General features: G+C 69.4%; 13 protein-coding genes. 5 read left to right on the forward strand and 8 right to left on the reverse strand.

The window, feature by feature from the left end; translation table 11 throughout:
* Positions 1 to 101 precede the first annotated feature (101 nt).
* Positions 102 to 1,016: an SDR family oxidoreductase gene (locus KCH48_RS03130; protein WP_210570151.1), complete on the forward strand. Its 915-nt coding sequence runs from the start codon at positions 102 to 104 to the stop codon at positions 1,014 to 1,016.
* 41 nt (positions 1,017 to 1,057) lie between these two features.
* On the opposite strand, the gene KCH48_RS03135 is transcribed toward KCH48_RS03130, so the two are convergent.
* Complete coding sequence (locus tag KCH48_RS03135; protein ID WP_246884695.1) at positions 1,058 to 1,690, reverse strand: DUF2461 family protein; 633 nt, start codon at positions 1,688 to 1,690, stop codon at positions 1,058 to 1,060.
* A gap of 74 nt (positions 1,691 to 1,764) precedes the next feature.
* Between KCH48_RS03135 and KCH48_RS03140 the strand changes: the two genes are divergently transcribed.
* The gene (locus KCH48_RS03140) at positions 1,765 to 2,547 is read left to right on the forward strand and encodes an SDR family NAD(P)-dependent oxidoreductase (RefSeq protein ID WP_210570152.1); all 783 of its coding nucleotides are present in this window, start codon (positions 1,765 to 1,767) and stop codon (positions 2,545 to 2,547) included.
* A gap of 94 nt (positions 2,548 to 2,641) precedes the next feature.
* On the opposite strand, the gene KCH48_RS03145 is transcribed toward KCH48_RS03140, so the two are convergent.
* Complete coding sequence (locus KCH48_RS03145) at positions 2,642 to 4,030, reverse strand: pyridoxal-dependent decarboxylase (protein ID WP_210570153.1); 1,389 nt, start codon at positions 4,028 to 4,030, stop codon at positions 2,642 to 2,644.
* 183 nt (positions 4,031 to 4,213) lie between these two features.
* Here KCH48_RS03145 and KCH48_RS03150 point away from each other — a divergent pair, with 183 nt between their 5' ends.
* Positions 4,214 to 4,909 carry a L,D-transpeptidase gene (locus KCH48_RS03150; RefSeq protein WP_210570902.1) on the forward strand — a complete coding sequence of 232 codons (696 nt, stop codon included), beginning with the start codon at positions 4,214 to 4,216 and terminating at the stop codon, positions 4,907 to 4,909.
* Positions 4,910 to 4,937: 28 nt separating this feature from the next.
* Here KCH48_RS03150 and KCH48_RS03155 read toward each other — a convergent pair whose 3' ends face one another.
* Genes KCH48_RS03155 through KCH48_RS03170 form a run of 4 tightly spaced genes read right to left on the reverse strand, consistent with a single transcriptional unit; the run spans position 4,938 to position 9,419 of the window.
* On the reverse strand, positions 4,938 to 6,140 hold the full coding sequence (locus KCH48_RS03155) for a Gfo/Idh/MocA family protein (protein ID WP_210570903.1): 1,203 nt from the start codon (positions 6,138 to 6,140) through the stop codon (positions 4,938 to 4,940).
* A gap of 14 nt (positions 6,141 to 6,154) precedes the next feature.
* Positions 6,155 to 7,504 carry a sugar ABC transporter substrate-binding protein gene (locus KCH48_RS03160; RefSeq protein WP_210570155.1) on the reverse strand — a complete coding sequence of 450 codons (1,350 nt, stop codon included), beginning with the start codon at positions 7,502 to 7,504 and terminating at the stop codon, positions 6,155 to 6,157.
* Between the two features lie 10 nt (positions 7,505 to 7,514).
* On the reverse strand, positions 7,515 to 8,435 hold the full coding sequence (locus KCH48_RS03165; RefSeq protein ID WP_210570157.1) for a carbohydrate ABC transporter permease: 921 nt from the start codon (positions 8,433 to 8,435) through the stop codon (positions 7,515 to 7,517).
* Positions 8,436 to 8,453: 18 nt separating this feature from the next.
* Positions 8,454 to 9,419 (reverse strand): carbohydrate ABC transporter permease, encoded by a 966-nt coding sequence (locus tag KCH48_RS03170; protein WP_210570159.1) that lies wholly within the window; start codon positions 9,417 to 9,419, stop codon positions 8,454 to 8,456.
* Positions 9,420 to 9,578: 159 nt separating this feature from the next.
* On the opposite strand from KCH48_RS03170, the gene KCH48_RS03175 reads away from it, so the two are divergent.
* Complete coding sequence (locus tag KCH48_RS03175) at positions 9,579 to 10,739, forward strand: ROK family transcriptional regulator (protein WP_210570161.1); 1,161 nt, start codon at positions 9,579 to 9,581, stop codon at positions 10,737 to 10,739.
* 73 nt (positions 10,740 to 10,812) lie between these two features.
* Entirely contained in the window at positions 10,813 to 10,998 is a 186-nt protein-coding gene (locus tag KCH48_RS03180; protein ID WP_210570168.1) for a hypothetical protein, read from the forward strand.
* A gap of 57 nt (positions 10,999 to 11,055) precedes the next feature.
* On the opposite strand, the gene KCH48_RS03185 is transcribed toward KCH48_RS03180, so the two are convergent.
* Both KCH48_RS03185 and KCH48_RS03190 read right to left on the reverse strand, forming a co-directional pair.
* Entirely contained in the window at positions 11,056 to 12,441 is a 1,386-nt protein-coding gene (locus tag KCH48_RS03185; protein WP_210570169.1) for a S1 family peptidase, read from the reverse strand.
* Between the two features lie 96 nt (positions 12,442 to 12,537).
* Positions 12,538 to 13,569, reverse strand: a complete 1,032-nt coding sequence (locus KCH48_RS03190) for a hypothetical protein (RefSeq protein WP_210570170.1) — start codon at positions 13,567 to 13,569, stop codon at positions 12,538 to 12,540.
* Between the last annotated feature and the right edge of the window lie 10 nt (positions 13,570 to 13,579).

The following is a 13,579-nucleotide window of genomic DNA, read 5'->3' on the forward strand; positions in this document are numbered from 1 at the left end:
CGCCTGACAACCCGGCCGGATGAGAGCCTGAAAAACACGACAGAAGATGTCCGGCTTACCCGTCACCCTCGTATCAGAGACGGTCACACGGGAGGCAGGACATGTCACAGCCACTGCAGGGCAAGGTCGCGCTGGTCGCCGGGGCGTCACGGGGAGCCGGACGCGGCACCGCCGTGGAACTCGGGGCGGCCGGCGCGACCGTCTACGTCACCGGCCGCACCACCCGCGAAAAGCGCTCGGAGTACGACCGCCCGGAGACCATCGAGGACACCGCCGACCTGGTCACCGAGGCCGGCGGCCACGGCATCGCCGTACCCACCGACCACCTCGACCCGGCACAGGTCCGCACCCTCGTGGACCGCGTCGCCGACGAGCAGGGCCGCCTCGACATCCTGGTCAACGACATCTGGGGCGGCGAGAAGCTCTTCGCGTGGGACAGCCCGCTCTGGGAGCACGACCTCGACAACGGTCTCAGGCTGCTCCGACTCGCCGTCGAGACACACGCGATCACCAGCCACCACGCCCTGCCGCTGCTGCTGCGTCACCCCGGCGGCCTGGTGGTCGAGATGACCGACGGCACCGCCGAGTACAACCGCGACAACTACCGCGTCAGCTTCTTCTACGACCTCGCCAAGTCGTCCGTCCTGCGCATGGCCTTCGCCCTCGGCCACGAACTCGGCCCGCGCGGCGCCACCGCGGTGGCCCTCACCCCGGGCTGGCTGCGCTCGGAGATGATGCTCGACCACTACGAGGTACGCGAGGAGAACTGGCGCGACGCCCTGGAGATCGTGCCCCACTTCGCCATCTCGGAGACCCCGCGCTACGTCGGCCGCGCCGTCGCCGCCCTAGCCGACGACCCCGACGTCGCCCGCTTCAACGGCGAGTCCCTCTCCAGCGGCGGCCTCGCCCAGGTCTACGGCTTCACCGACCTCGACGGCAGCCGCCCGGACGCGTGGCGGTATCTGGTCGAGGTGCAGGACGCGGGGAAACCGGCGGACGTGACCGGTTATCGGTGAGATCAGGCGCTGCTCGCCGCTCGGTACGGTGCTGCGCCCCTTCAGGCGGCACGCTTCACGTGGCGGACCAGCCACATCAGCAGGGCGTCCAGGTCGGCGGCGGCCGAGAGGACCCGGTCGACCGCCTCGGGGGTGTGCAGCCACTCCCCGCAGCCGAGGGGACGGGCGGCGATCAGCGAACGGTGGCGCAGCAGGTCCGTACGGGCGTGGTCCGTCGGGTAGCCGCGCGGGGGGCGTTTCATCACGTCCCCGGAGATGTCGTAGCCCTTCTTCCGTACGTCCTCGACGATGGCGGACAGTTCGCGGCCGCTCCTCTCGGAGGCCACGGCCTTGCGGAAGGTGTCCACCTGGCCGGGATCGGGGTACCACCAGGCGCCCTGGATCCGCAGGCCGTCCAGGGAGAACCGTAGACCGATCTCGATCTTGCGGCCGAGTCGGATCACCGCGACCTGGTTCTGCCACCACCAGGAGTCGGTGCGGTAGTGCCAGACGGAGAAGTCCTCGTACCGGGGGTCGGCGTCCGCGACCTCGTTGAGCAGGGCGATCATCGGCTGCCGGACCAGGCGCTCGCGGTCCGCGCGGCAGCGCTCGCGGGTCGCGTGGGCCGGTTCGCCCTGGAGCTGCCACAACACGTCCATGGCCTGCTCCGGCCAGCCGGTGAACTGTCCACGCATGCGGGCAGGTTAGCTCACCGCCGGACGCGGTAAATGAGCCGCGCGACTCCACCGGAGCGCCTAGGTTCTGGTTCATGACGCACACGACACGCTTCCAGGGCTACGGAGTCCTCGTCACCGGCGCGGCCCGCGGTATCGGCGCGGCCGTCGCCCGGAGGCTCGCCGAGGAGGGCGCCCGCGTCCTCGTCACCGACAGGGACGGGCCGGAGGCGGACAAGACGGCGTCGGCGCTGCGTGAAGTGGGCCTGGCCGCCGAGGCGTTGGTGTGCGATGTCGCGGACCGGGCCTCGGTCGAGGCGGCCGTCGCGCACGCCGTCGAGTCCTTCGGGTCCCTCGATGTCCTGGTCAACAGCGCGGCCTGCTGCACCGCCGACACCCCCCTCTTCGAGGACGGCCCGGACGAGGCGTGGGACCGCGACATCGACATCACCCTGACCGGCGCCTACCGCTGCTGCCGCGCCGCCCTGCCTCACCTGGCCGCCTCCGGGCGCGGCGCGATCGTCAGCATCGGCTCGGTCAACGGCGCCTACGACTTCGGCAACCAGGCCTACAGCGCCGCCAAGGCGGGCCTCGCCTCCCTGACCCGCACGCTCGCCGGGCACGCCGCCCCGCGCGGAGTCCGCGTCAACCTGGTGATGCCGGGCACGGTGCGTACGTCCGCCTGGGAGGGCCGGGACGACGAACTCGACGCGTTGCGGCCGCTGTATCCGTTGGGCCGCGTCGGTGAACCGGAGGACATCGCAGCGGCCGTCGCCTTCCTCGCCTCCCGCGACGCGGCGTGGATCACCGGCACGACGCTGGCCGTCGACGGGGGCATCACGGCTGTCAACACCGGGTTCCGCACGGTGATTCGGTGACCCGGAGACGTGTGTCGTCTGCGGCGCCGTCGTGGCTGGTCGCGCCCACGCGGCGGAGCCGCATATCGATACAGCCCCGCGCCCCTTCGGGGCGCTACCGGACCGCCGAGCTGATCGCGCCCACGATCCTGTCCACATCCGCCTCGGATGTACGCCAGTTGGAGAACGCGGCCCGCAGGCCGGGAGTGCCCCTGTACACGGTCGGCGTCAGGTACGCCTCGCCCGACTCGGCCACCGCCTGCGCCAGCGCGTCCACCCGCTCGCGGGTCGGCTCGTCGGTCAGGGTGAAGCAGACGACGTTGAGGCGGACGGGTGCGAGGAGTTGGAGGCCGTCCAGCTCGGTGAGGCGGTCACCGAGGTCGCGGGCGAGTGCGACGGTGCGCTCGACGATCTCGCGGTGCCCCTCACGGCCGTATGCCATCAGGGAGAACCACGCAGGCAGGGCGCGCAGTCGGCGTGAGCTCTCCGGGGTGAGATGGAGGAAGTCGGGGTCTTCGGTGGGCAGTCCGATGTACGGGGACGCGTTGTGGAAGACCCTGACCTGGAGGTCCTGGCGGCGGGTGAACTGGACGGCCGCGTCGTAGGGCACGTTGAGCCACTTGTGCAGGTCGACGCAGACCGAGTCCGCGACGTCGAGACCGTCGACGAGATGGGCGTACGCGGGGGAGAGGGCAGCGAAACCGCCGAACGCGGCATCGACGTGGAGCCAGAAGTCGTACCGCTCCTTGAGCGCGGCGACGGCCCGCAGGTCGTCGAAGTCGACGGTGTTCACGGTCCCCGCGTTGGCCACCACGATGGCTGGACGGCCGTCCAGTGCTTCGAGGGCGTCGGCGAGCCGGTCGACGTCCACGGCCTCGCGGTTGCCGGGCAGGAGCGGCACCGGACGCAGCCGGTCCCGGCCGATGCCGAGGACGGACAGCGCCTTGAGGACGGTGGAGTGCGCGCTGCCGGACAGCACCTCGACCGGGCCGAGCGCCCCGATGCCGTCCCGGGCCACGGAGACACCGGCGCGCTCGCCGAGCCATTCCCTCGCGACGGCGAGCCCCACCAGGTTGGACGCGGTCGCACCGGTCACGAACGCGCCGCTGTGCGCCTGGCTCAGCCCGAACAGCTCGCGAAGCCAGCTCACCGTCTCCCGTTCCAGAGCGGTCGCCCACGAGTCGGCGGCATTGATCGCGTTCTGGTCGTACGTGCTCGTCAGCCAGTCCCCGGCGAGCGCGGCCGGCGTCGCCCCGCCCGTCACGAACCCGAGATAGCGCGGGCCCGCCGAACCGGACATACCCGGCGCCCACCGCTCGGCGAACCGCGTAAGAGCCGCCTCGGCGCCGACCCCGTCGGCCGGGAGGTGCGCGCGGTCGGGTGCCTTGTCCAGGCGTACGACCGGACGCTCGGCCATCCCCGCGAGCTCCCGGGCGGCCAGGTCGCGGACGGACTGCAGGAGTTCGGGAAGCCGGGCGAGGTCCTCGGCGAGTGAGCGCTGCATGAACGGCAGCGTAGGCGGGGCCGGCCGGCAGGACGCGGTCCAATCCGGGATGACTGGCCCCGAATCCCCCTCACGCGGAATGTCACCGTTTCGTCGCGGTGCGTGGCCCACCACAACCGAATCCGCCCGACGCCGGTCTAGCTGGTGGCAAACGACACGCACATTCGTATGAAGGGCCAGGCCATGGGGGACATACGCAGACGGGGAGCCGTCGCACTCGGGATCACCGGACTGGTGGCACCGCTCACGATCGCGCTGGGCGCCACGCCCGCGCAGGCCGCGAGCTGCACCACACAGACCGGCCCGTATCAGAAGCAGGTGGAGAAGTTCCTCGGCCGCCCGGTCGACGGCAAGCAGTCCGCCGCCGACTGCAAGGCCATCCAGGGCTTCCAGACCAAGCACGGCATCACGCCGAACATCGGCTACGCGGGTCCGGTCACCTGGGGCGTGATGGACCTGATGAACAAGCAGAAGGCCGTCGGGAACAACCCCAACAAGGCCGGCAAGTGCCCGGTGAACAAGGGCCGTATCGCCTGCGTGAACCTCTCCCTCCAGCTGAGCTGGATCCAGGACGGCAAGAAGCTCGTCTACGGTCCTGTGCCGGTCCGCACCGGCCGCAACGGCTACGAGACCCGGACCGGTCTGAAGAAGATCTACTGGCGGAACATCGACCACTGGTCGACCATCTACGACGTCCCCATGCCCTACGCCCAGTTCTTCGACGGCGGCCAGGCCTTCCACTCCGCCGGCGTCAGCATGTGGAACCCCCCCGGCTCGCGCGGCTGCGTCAACATGACCAAGACCGTGGCCAAGAAGTACTGGTCGCTGCTGAAGAAGGGCGACGACGTCTTCGTGTACGGCCGCAAGCCGGGCACCTGACGCACGGTGCCCGGCCCGTCGGGACGCGTCACTGAGCCGGCGCGTCCCCGAAGTCCGGGATCTCCAGCCTGACCCCACCCTGCCGCGCCGACTCGTGCGCGACGATGCCCGGCAGGGTGTAGCGGGCGGCGACCCACGCGTTCACCGACGGCAGGCTCCGCGTGTTGACCGCGGTCACGAAGTCGTCGACCAGGAAGTGGTGGCTGCCCTCATGGCCGTTGTGCAGATGGTCGAACTCCCGGGGCAGCCGGGACCGGTCGTGCACCGGAGCCGAACCCGAGGTGAAGGCGGCCCGCAGATCCGGCGCGATGTGCTGCAGTGACGGGTCGTCAGGAGACAGGGTGGGCTTGGGTTCCAGCAGCTCGCTGATGTCCTTGACGCCCTTCTTGTCCTGCCAGAAGGCCACCGTCGCCAGCTGCTCCATGCTCGCGTCCGTCCCGAAGAACCGGAAACGCGACTCCCGGATGTGGGACGGATAACCGACCCGCCGGAACTCGTTCGTACGGAACGAACCGCCGCCCGCCACCTCGAACAGCGCGGTCGCGTTGGAGACGTCGTTGCCGAACTGGCTGACCTGCTGGTCGAAGACACCGTCCCCGCGCTCGTCACGCACCCCGATCGCCGACACGCTCACCGCATGCGTCTGCCAGGCACCCAGCACCCCGCCCACCGAGTGCGTCGGGTACAGCAGCGGGGGATAGGACGCGGTCGACTTCCACTTCTCGCCGCCGCTGTACTGGTACGCCTCGTAGAACCCCAGATCCATGTCGTGGACGTAGTCGCCCTCGGCGTAGAAGATCCGCCCGAAGGCGCCCTCGGCGATCTGGTTGCGGGCGTGGACCGTGGCCGGGTTGTACTGGCTGGTCTCACCCATCATGTACGTCAGTCCGGTCGCCTTGACCGCGTCGATGATGGCCGCTATCTCCTCCGTGGTGATCGCCATGGGGACGGCGGAGTAGACATGCTTGCCGGCGTTCAGGCCCTGGAGCACCAGCGGGCCGTGGGTCCAGCGCTGGGTGAAGATCGCGACCGCGTCGACCGCCGTCGACTCGAGCATGGCTTCGTACGAGGGGAAGGTCCCGGCCAGTCCCTGCGCGGCGGCGAGCTGCTCGGCCCGCTCGGGCAGCAGATCGGTGACGTAGACGTCGCCGACACCGGGGTGGGCGTGGAACAGCGTGGCGAACTGGCCGGAGAACTGGCCGGCGCCGACGATGCCGAGGGAGAACGTCATGAAATGCGTGCCCTTCACTGGGAGAGGATCAGGTTGATCTGGTCGTTGGTCTTGTCGAGGCTGCTCACGGGCTTGCCGTTGCCGTAGATGTCCTCCATCGCGGGCTCCATCAGCGCCTGTACGTCCGCCGCATAGCCGGTGATCGGGTAGGAGAAGGTGGCGAAGTCCTTCTTGTCGGCCACCGGTTCGGTGAACGCCGAGACGTCGATGCCCTTCTTCTCGTACGCCGCCACCGCGGCGTCCGTGCCGTCGGGCGTGGCCGGGAAGACGATGCCGGAACGGCCCACCGTCGTCTGGCACTCGTTCGACGCCAGGTACTTCACCCACTTCTTGGCGCCAGCCTTGTTGCGGGCGTTCTTGGTGATGGAGTCGGCGAGGCCGTTCATCATCGTGGCGCGCTTGCCGGTGGGACCCTCGGGCGTGAGGGCGGTGCGGATCTTCATGCCCTTGAAGCCGGTGTACGTCGAGATCATCCACGCCCCGTCCAGCGAGGACGCCGCCTTGCCCGCGGCCACCTGGACGTTGCCCTCGTTGGACTGGGAGTTGTAGTCGGAGAGCGGTGCCATGTAGCCCTTCTTCGCCAGGCCGAAGTACCACTTGATGACCGACTGGAAGGTCTTGTCGTCGTACTGGTACTCGGTGCCCCACCGCTTCTTGTCGGTGTAGTTCCAGCCCGCGGAGGCGGCGAAGCTGCTCCACTGGGTCTGGCCGTCGGCGTAGCCACCGCCCTTGGACGCCAGGCCGTACACCTTGACGTTGTTCTTGTCGAAGCCGGGCTCGTCGCCGCGCTTGCCGTTCTTGTCGACCGTGAGGTGGGCGATGGCCTTCTCGAAGGAACCGCCGTCCTTCGGGTTCCAGGAGAGGTCGCCCAGCTGCTCGCTGGTGAGGCCCGCGTCCTTCGCCATTTCCTCGTTGTAGAAGAGGGCGACGGTGTCCCAGTCCTTCGGCGCGCCGTAACGGTGGCCGTCCTGGCCGATCCAGTTGGCGGCCAGACCCGGCTGGTAGTCGGAGTCCTTGATGCCGAGGTCGTCGAGCGGTTCCAGCACCTGCAGGTCGGCGAACTGGCCGAACTTCTGGATGTGGTCGGTGAAGACGTCGGGCTGGGTGCCCGCGATGAAGCTCGCGGTGAGCTTGGTCCAGTAGTCGTCCCAGCCCATCTGGGTGATCTGGACGTTCAGACCCGGGTTCTGCTTCTCGAAGTCCTTGGCGCAGGCCTCGTAGGCGGGCAGCTGGTTGGCGTCCCACAGCCAGTACGTCACCGTCTTCGCGGACGAGCCGGTGCCGCCGTCCTGGGCGCACCCGGCCGTCAGGGACAGCGCCAGGGCTCCGGCCAGCGCCCCGACCGTACGGAATCGAAATCGCATGACCATTCCCTCACTTGAGCCCGGTGAAGCTGATGGAGCTGACGATGCGGCGTGCGAAGAAGCCGAACAGCACGAGCATCGGCAGGGCCGCGATGAGCGTCGCCGCCATGAGCCCCGACCAGTCGATGCCGGACTGCGGGGTCTGCGCCCGGAACATGGCCAGCGCCACGGTCAGCACGCGCGAACTGTCGCTGTAGGAGACCATCAGCGGCCAGAAGTAGTCGTTCCACGAGGTGATGTACGTCAGCACGGCCAGGGTCATGACGGGTGTGGACGCCATCGGCAGCAGTACCCGGAAGAAGATGCGCACCTTGCCGGCACCGTCGAGGAGTGCCGCCTCCTCGACCTCCTTGGGGACGTTCATGAAGAACTGGCGCAGGAAGAACACCGCGAAGGGCGTCATGAACATCGTCGGCAGCGCGATGCCCAACAGGTTGTCCACCAGGCCGAGTTCCTTGATGAGCACGAAGTTCGGCAGCAGCGTGAAGATGGTCGGCACCATCAGTCCGGCCAGGAACAGGGCGAAGACCGTGTCCCGGCCCCGCCAGCGCAGCCGGGCGAAGGCGTAGGCGGCCATCGCGGAGAAGAAGATCTGGCAGGTGGTGATCAGCGTCGAGACCAGCACCGAGTTGAGCAGGTAGCGCCAGAACTTCAGCCCGCCGCCCGCGCCGCCCTGCGCGACCGCCTCCTCGGTGGACTGCAGGCCGAGCGCCCGCTCGAAACCGCCGAGGGTCAGGTCGACCGGCAGCGGATCGGCCGGCTGGGCGTTCAGCCCCGGGTTGGAGGAGAGCGCGGTGCGCAGGATCCAGTAGAACGGCACCAGGGTGATGAGCACGATCGCGACCATCACCGTCCAGGCCATGACCCGCCCGAAGGAGGGCCTGCGCCGTTCGGGCCGTACGGTCGTCGTCGTTTCTGCCACGGCAGCCATGTCGGCGTCTCCCTTCCGTCAGCCGAGGTCGGTCTGGCCGGCCCGGGTGAGCCGGTACTGGAGGATGGTGATCGCGCTCAGCACGACGAGCAGGGCTACGGACATCGCGGAGGCGTAGCCGAACTGGAAGCGGCCGAAGGCGGAGTCGTAGATGTAGAGCTGGAGCACGTTGGTGGCGTTGGCCGGTCCGCCGTCGGTCGTCACGGCGACCGTGTCGAACACCTGGAACGAACCGATCACCGTCATGATCAGCACGACCGCCAGCACCGGACGCAGCAGCGGCATGGTGATCCGCCAGAACATCCGCCACTCGCTCGCGCCGTCCACCTTCGCGGCCTCGTACATGTCGTTCGGGATGGCCATGAGCCCCGCGAACAGCAGCAGCGCGGTGTAGCCGACGTGCCGCCAGACGTTGATCATGGCGATCGTCGGGATCGCCCAGGTCTCGTCCGCCAGGAACGGGATGCGATCGGCGCCGAGCCCCGCGATGATCTCGTTGCCGATGCCGAGCTGGGTGTCCAGGATCCAGAGCCAGACGATGCCCGCGACGACGTTCGACATCAGATACGGCGCCAGCACGATCCCGCGCAGCACCGACGACTGCGTCAGCCGCTGGAGCAGCACGGCGATGGCGAGCGCCGCCACCGTCTGCACGCCGATGTTGAGGATCACGTACTCGACGGTGACCCAGAGCGAGTTCCAGAAGATCGGGTCGTTGACCATCCGGACGTAATTGTCCAGGCCCACCCACTCCGCCGGTGTCAGCAGGTTGAAGTCGGTGAAGCTCAGGTAGATACCGCGCAAGGTGGGCCAGAGCAGGAAGACCAGGAAACCCAGCATGGCCGGGGCGAGGAACACCGCGGCGAGTCGTCCGTCACCTGGTTTCTCACCGGCTTTCGCCCGGTTCGTGCTCGGCCTGGTCCGTGCCCCCTCCGCGGCGCCCGGTGGCAGACGCGACGGTGGGCTGCTGGAGGCGATGGTCATCGGAGACTCCCTCGTCTGCGGCTCGTCCTCGGCCACTTACTTTTGTGGCGGAAGAATCCTGGCGTCAAGGGGCGTGCGAACATCTTTTCCAGGGCGGCGCAACGTCATAGAGTTGGCCATGTTGATTTCGCTGCAAAAGAATCTCTGGGGGGCGACCTCATGACCGCAGCAGCCGCCAGCTGGCTTCCGCTGAGTCCGGGCGAGCGCTCGGTGGCGATCGAGGTGCTCGTCCACGGCCCGCTGTCGCGCACCGAACTCGCCCGGCGGCTGGACCTGTCGGCGGGCAGCCTCACCCGGCTTACCAAGCCGCTGCTGGAGTCCGGCCTGCTGATCGAGGCCCCCGAGACGCCCGCCCTGCCCGAGGTCCGCCAGGGGCGCCCCTCGCAGCCCCTCGATGTCGTCGCCGAGTCCCGCTCCTTCATCGGCTTCAAGATCACCGAAGACATGGTCTACGGCGTCGTCACCACCCTCAGAAGTGAGATCGTCGCCCGTCACGACCGCCCGCTCACCACCCATGACCCCGCCGGGGTCGCCGACCTGCTGCGGGAGATGACCGGGGAACTGGCCCGCACTCACCCCCGGCTCGCCGGGATCGGCATCGGTGTCGGCGGGCTCGTCCAGGACCGGACCATGGTGGGGGAGTCGCCGTTCCTGCAGTGGCGGGACGTGCCCCTGGCCGAGCTCGTCGAGGAGCGCACCGGGCTGCCGGTCGTCGTCGAGAACGACGTCGCCGCCCTCGTCGAGGCCGAGACCTGGTTCGGCGCCGGCCGCGGACTGGACCGGTTCGTCGTCCTCACCATCGGGGCCGGCATCGGCTACGGGCTCGTCCTGGGCGGCAAGCGGGTGCCCTACGCCGAGGAGGACCGCGGCTTCGGCCGCCACTGGATCATCAACCCCAACGGGCCGCTCACCCCCGACGGCGCACGCGGCAGCGCGGTCTCGCTGCTCACCATCCCCAACATCCGCTACCAGGTGCGGGCCGCCACGGGTGAGGACCGGACGTACGAGGAGATCCTCGCCCTCGCGGCCGCCGGCGAACCCATGCCCGCCCGCGTCATCGACGAGGCCGCGCGCGCCCTCGGCACGATCGTCGCCCAGATCTCCAACTTCGCGATGCCGCAGAAGATCGTGCTCGCAGGGGAGGGGGTCGGCCTGATGGACGTCGCCGGGAAGACCGTCGACGAGGCGATCAGGGCCAACCGGCATCCGCTGGCCGCACCCGTCGACCTGGAGACCAAGGTGTCCGACTTTCACGACTGGGCGCGCGGGGCCGCCGTACTGGCGATCCAGGTGCTGGTTCTAGGGGCGGTTGAAAGATGACGTGATCAGCAACACGGTCCGGTATGTCCGGAATGCTCGTGATGACTCACGGGGCCTTCACCTCTGGAGCCGTATGCTTCACAGCATGTCCACCACTGTTGAACCCGCCTCCGCTCGGACGGCTGACGAGGTCAACGAGGAGATCCGGGCCCTGTGGCGCCGGTCGGGCGGGACACTGAGCGGCGAGCAGCGCGAGAAGTACCAGTTGCTCGTCCTGGAGTGGGCCGCCGCGGCCCCGCAGCCGGCGAGGGCGGCCTGAGCATCCCGATCCGATGAAGGCCGCCGCGCGTCATCGGCGGCCCGGATTCCCCCCTCGTCAGCTCCACGTAGCCGAGTAATAGCGCTGGTATGCCTTGCGGTCCTGTTCCGCGCGGATGTACCGCGTGGCCACCAGCGCGATCAGGCTGCCGCCCATGACCAGCAGACCCGGGCCGATGTTCCGGGGATTCGCGAGCCGTGACAGCAGCGTCGACGCGTCCACGATGCCCTCCACCGGAGCCGACGACCCGGGCGACGCATCGCCGGGAGCGGCCGCGCCCTGCGTGCCACCGGCACCGGCGGACGGCTCCGCCGACGGCGAGGCGCCCTGCCCGCCGCCCGCCGGAGCGGCCACCAGCAGCTTCAGACCGAGCTCGCCCAGCGCCTTCGTCACCGGCTGGAAGAACGTCGTACCGCCCGACGTGCAGTCGCCGCTGCCGCCCGAGGTCACGCCCAGGGCGACCCCCTCGGAGAACATCGGCCCGCCGCTGTCACCGGCTTCGGCGCACACGTTCGTCTCGATCAGGCCGCTGACCGTGCCCTCCGGGTAGTTGACGGTGGCGTTGACCGCCGTCACCTCACCGTCCTGGAGCCCGGTCGTACTGCCGCTGCGGAACACCTTCTGCCCGACGGACGCCTCGCCCAGGCCCGTGATCCGCACGCCCCGCCCCTCGCCGATGGAGACGACGTCGGCGCCGTCGCCCGCGCGGCCGTTCGCGTACTGCACCAGCGAGTAGTCGTCGCCGGGGAAGCTCTGCGTGGTCGTCCTGCCCACCTGCTCCCTGCCCCCGTTGTCGGAGAACCAGACGGAACCGGTGGGCCCGCAGTGCCCGGCGGTGAGGATGAAGTCGCGCTGCCCGTCGGTCACGTTGAAGCCCGCGGAGCAGCGGCCCGCGGTGGACAGGATCGGCTGCGCCCCGTTGATGCGGGTCGTGAAGGTGCCCTCGGTGCGCTCCATGCGCACCGAGCCGCCGATGGCGTCGGCGATCTCGTTCAGCTCGTTCCACTCGGCGGTGGAGACGGTGCGGTCGGCGCGCACCACGACCTCGTTGGACCGGTAGTCCACTGCCCATGCCGTGCCGGGCACCTTGGGCGTCGAACCCAGCGTCGACGTGGCCGACTTGAGGTCGCGCATGCTGTAGCGCACCATCTTGGCCTCGGCCCCCGCCCGCTTCACCTCGGCGGCGGCCTCCTCGTCGGTGACCGCGACGACCGACCGGCCCTGGGCATCCACCCAGCTGCCCGCCGTACGGGACGTACCGAGCCGGGACACCAGCCCAGCACCCGTGTCGCCCGCGGCCTGCGCCAACGTACGTGGCAGTTCGGCGCCGTCGGACGGCTCACTCGCCACCGCCCGCGTCACCATCGTGCCTCCCAGGAGGAGTCCGCCGACCGCCGCCAGACGTGCCACTCGCCGGACGACCCGTCGTCGTGCGTGCCTCATGCATGGCTCCCGAACCAGAACAACGCGGTGTCAACACCACGGGACACTCCGTCAGTTGAGCACCCTCCCTAGGTACGTGGCTCGGCCCCGGGGCGTTCAGAGGATCGGTGATCCTTTCAGGGCGCGCGGCTCGTCCATGCTGTCGTCCACCGGTCCCAGCCGCTCCCAGCTGCGCTCGTCGCCCCAGATGGACGCCGCGTCCACGTACGGGCGAACCAGCGCCGTGAGGACCGGGTCTCCGTGTCCGTTCAGCTCGTCGGAGGCGATCTTGCGGGCGATCCCGGCGAGGAAGTCGGCCAGCTGCACGCGCGGATCCAGCCCCGCCTGGACGAGCCGCAGCCCGCCGAGCCCGAACCCGGCCTGCCTCGCGGACTCCTCGATCCAGGCGATGCGGTCCGGCGTGAGCATGTTCTGCCGGTCGTGGACCAGCCGCACCGGCCGGCCATCCGCGCTCCAGTAGGCGGCGGTGTGGACGATCGCGGGCAGCAGCGGATTGAGAAGGGGAATCAGGGTCGGACCGTTCAGGATTCCCGCCCGATAGGCATCCGCCCGGGAGCGTGCCGCCGCGAGCCGTTCCAGGGTGCCCGCCAGTTCCGTACCGGAATGTGCTCGCAGCAGTCCGTGGACCGTTCGGAAGAACGTCTCGACCGGCAGCTGTGGCTCTCCGTCGTTCCTGACCCGCAGCAATTGGTTCGCCGCCTCGAGGAATTCCCGCCAGCCGGCCTCCCCGAAAGTCCGCGGCCCCTGCCGGAACAGCACGACGGCCGCGGAGCTGTCGCCGAGCAGCAGGTCGACGGCCCGGTCCACCACGAAGAACGCCTTCTCGGTGAGATGCACATGGGCGTGCCCATGGATCGGGCCCGAGGGCGCGAGCAGCCATTCCAGTACCGCGCGGTGTTTCTCCCGCAGGAGATGGTTCGCCTTGTACTCCTCCGCGGGCGAACGGATCCGGTCTCTTATCTCCTGCACGAATCCGGCCGCGGAATCCATGGGCAGCAGCACACTGCCGTGTGCGAAGACATCGGTGTTCCCGCCGGTGAGATTCTCCCCGTCCGAGCCCGATTCGTCGCAGGCCACCTCGGGAATGCCGTCGACCGCCACTGTCCGTCCCCCGTGATTCCACGTCACGCCACAGCCC

This window comes from Streptomyces sp. GESEQ-4 (assembly GCF_017948455.1).
Classification (GTDB): domain Bacteria; phylum Actinomycetota; class Actinomycetes; order Streptomycetales; family Streptomycetaceae; genus Streptomyces.

Coding starts and splice junctions, on each gene's coding strand:
- KCH48_RS03130 (WP_210570151.1), top strand. CDS start 102: ATGTCACAGCCACTGCAGGGCAAGGTCGCGCTGGTCGCCGGGGCGTCA.
- KCH48_RS03135 (WP_246884695.1), bottom strand. CDS start 1,690: ATGCGTGGACAGTTCACCGGCTGGCCGGAGCAGGCCATGGACGTGTTG.
- KCH48_RS03140 (WP_210570152.1), top strand. CDS start 1,765: ATGACGCACACGACACGCTTCCAGGGCTACGGAGTCCTCGTCACCGGC.
- KCH48_RS03145 (WP_210570153.1), bottom strand. CDS start 4,030: ATGCAGCGCTCACTCGCCGAGGACCTCGCCCGGCTTCCCGAACTCCTG.
- KCH48_RS03150 (WP_210570902.1), top strand. CDS start 4,214: ATGGGGGACATACGCAGACGGGGAGCCGTCGCACTCGGGATCACCGGA.
- KCH48_RS03155 (WP_210570903.1), bottom strand. CDS start 6,140: ATGACGTTCTCCCTCGGCATCGTCGGCGCCGGCCAGTTCTCCGGCCAG.
- KCH48_RS03160 (WP_210570155.1), bottom strand. CDS start 7,504: ATGCGATTTCGATTCCGTACGGTCGGGGCGCTGGCCGGAGCCCTGGCG.
- KCH48_RS03165 (WP_210570157.1), bottom strand. CDS start 8,435: ATGGCTGCCGTGGCAGAAACGACGACGACCGTACGGCCCGAACGGCGC.
- KCH48_RS03170 (WP_210570159.1), bottom strand. CDS start 9,419: ATGACCATCGCCTCCAGCAGCCCACCGTCGCGTCTGCCACCGGGCGCC.
- KCH48_RS03175 (WP_210570161.1), top strand. CDS start 9,579: ATGACCGCAGCAGCCGCCAGCTGGCTTCCGCTGAGTCCGGGCGAGCGC.
- KCH48_RS03180 (WP_210570168.1), top strand. CDS start 10,813: ATGCTTCACAGCATGTCCACCACTGTTGAACCCGCCTCCGCTCGGACG.
- KCH48_RS03185 (WP_210570169.1), bottom strand. CDS start 12,441: ATGAGGCACGCACGACGACGGGTCGTCCGGCGAGTGGCACGTCTGGCG.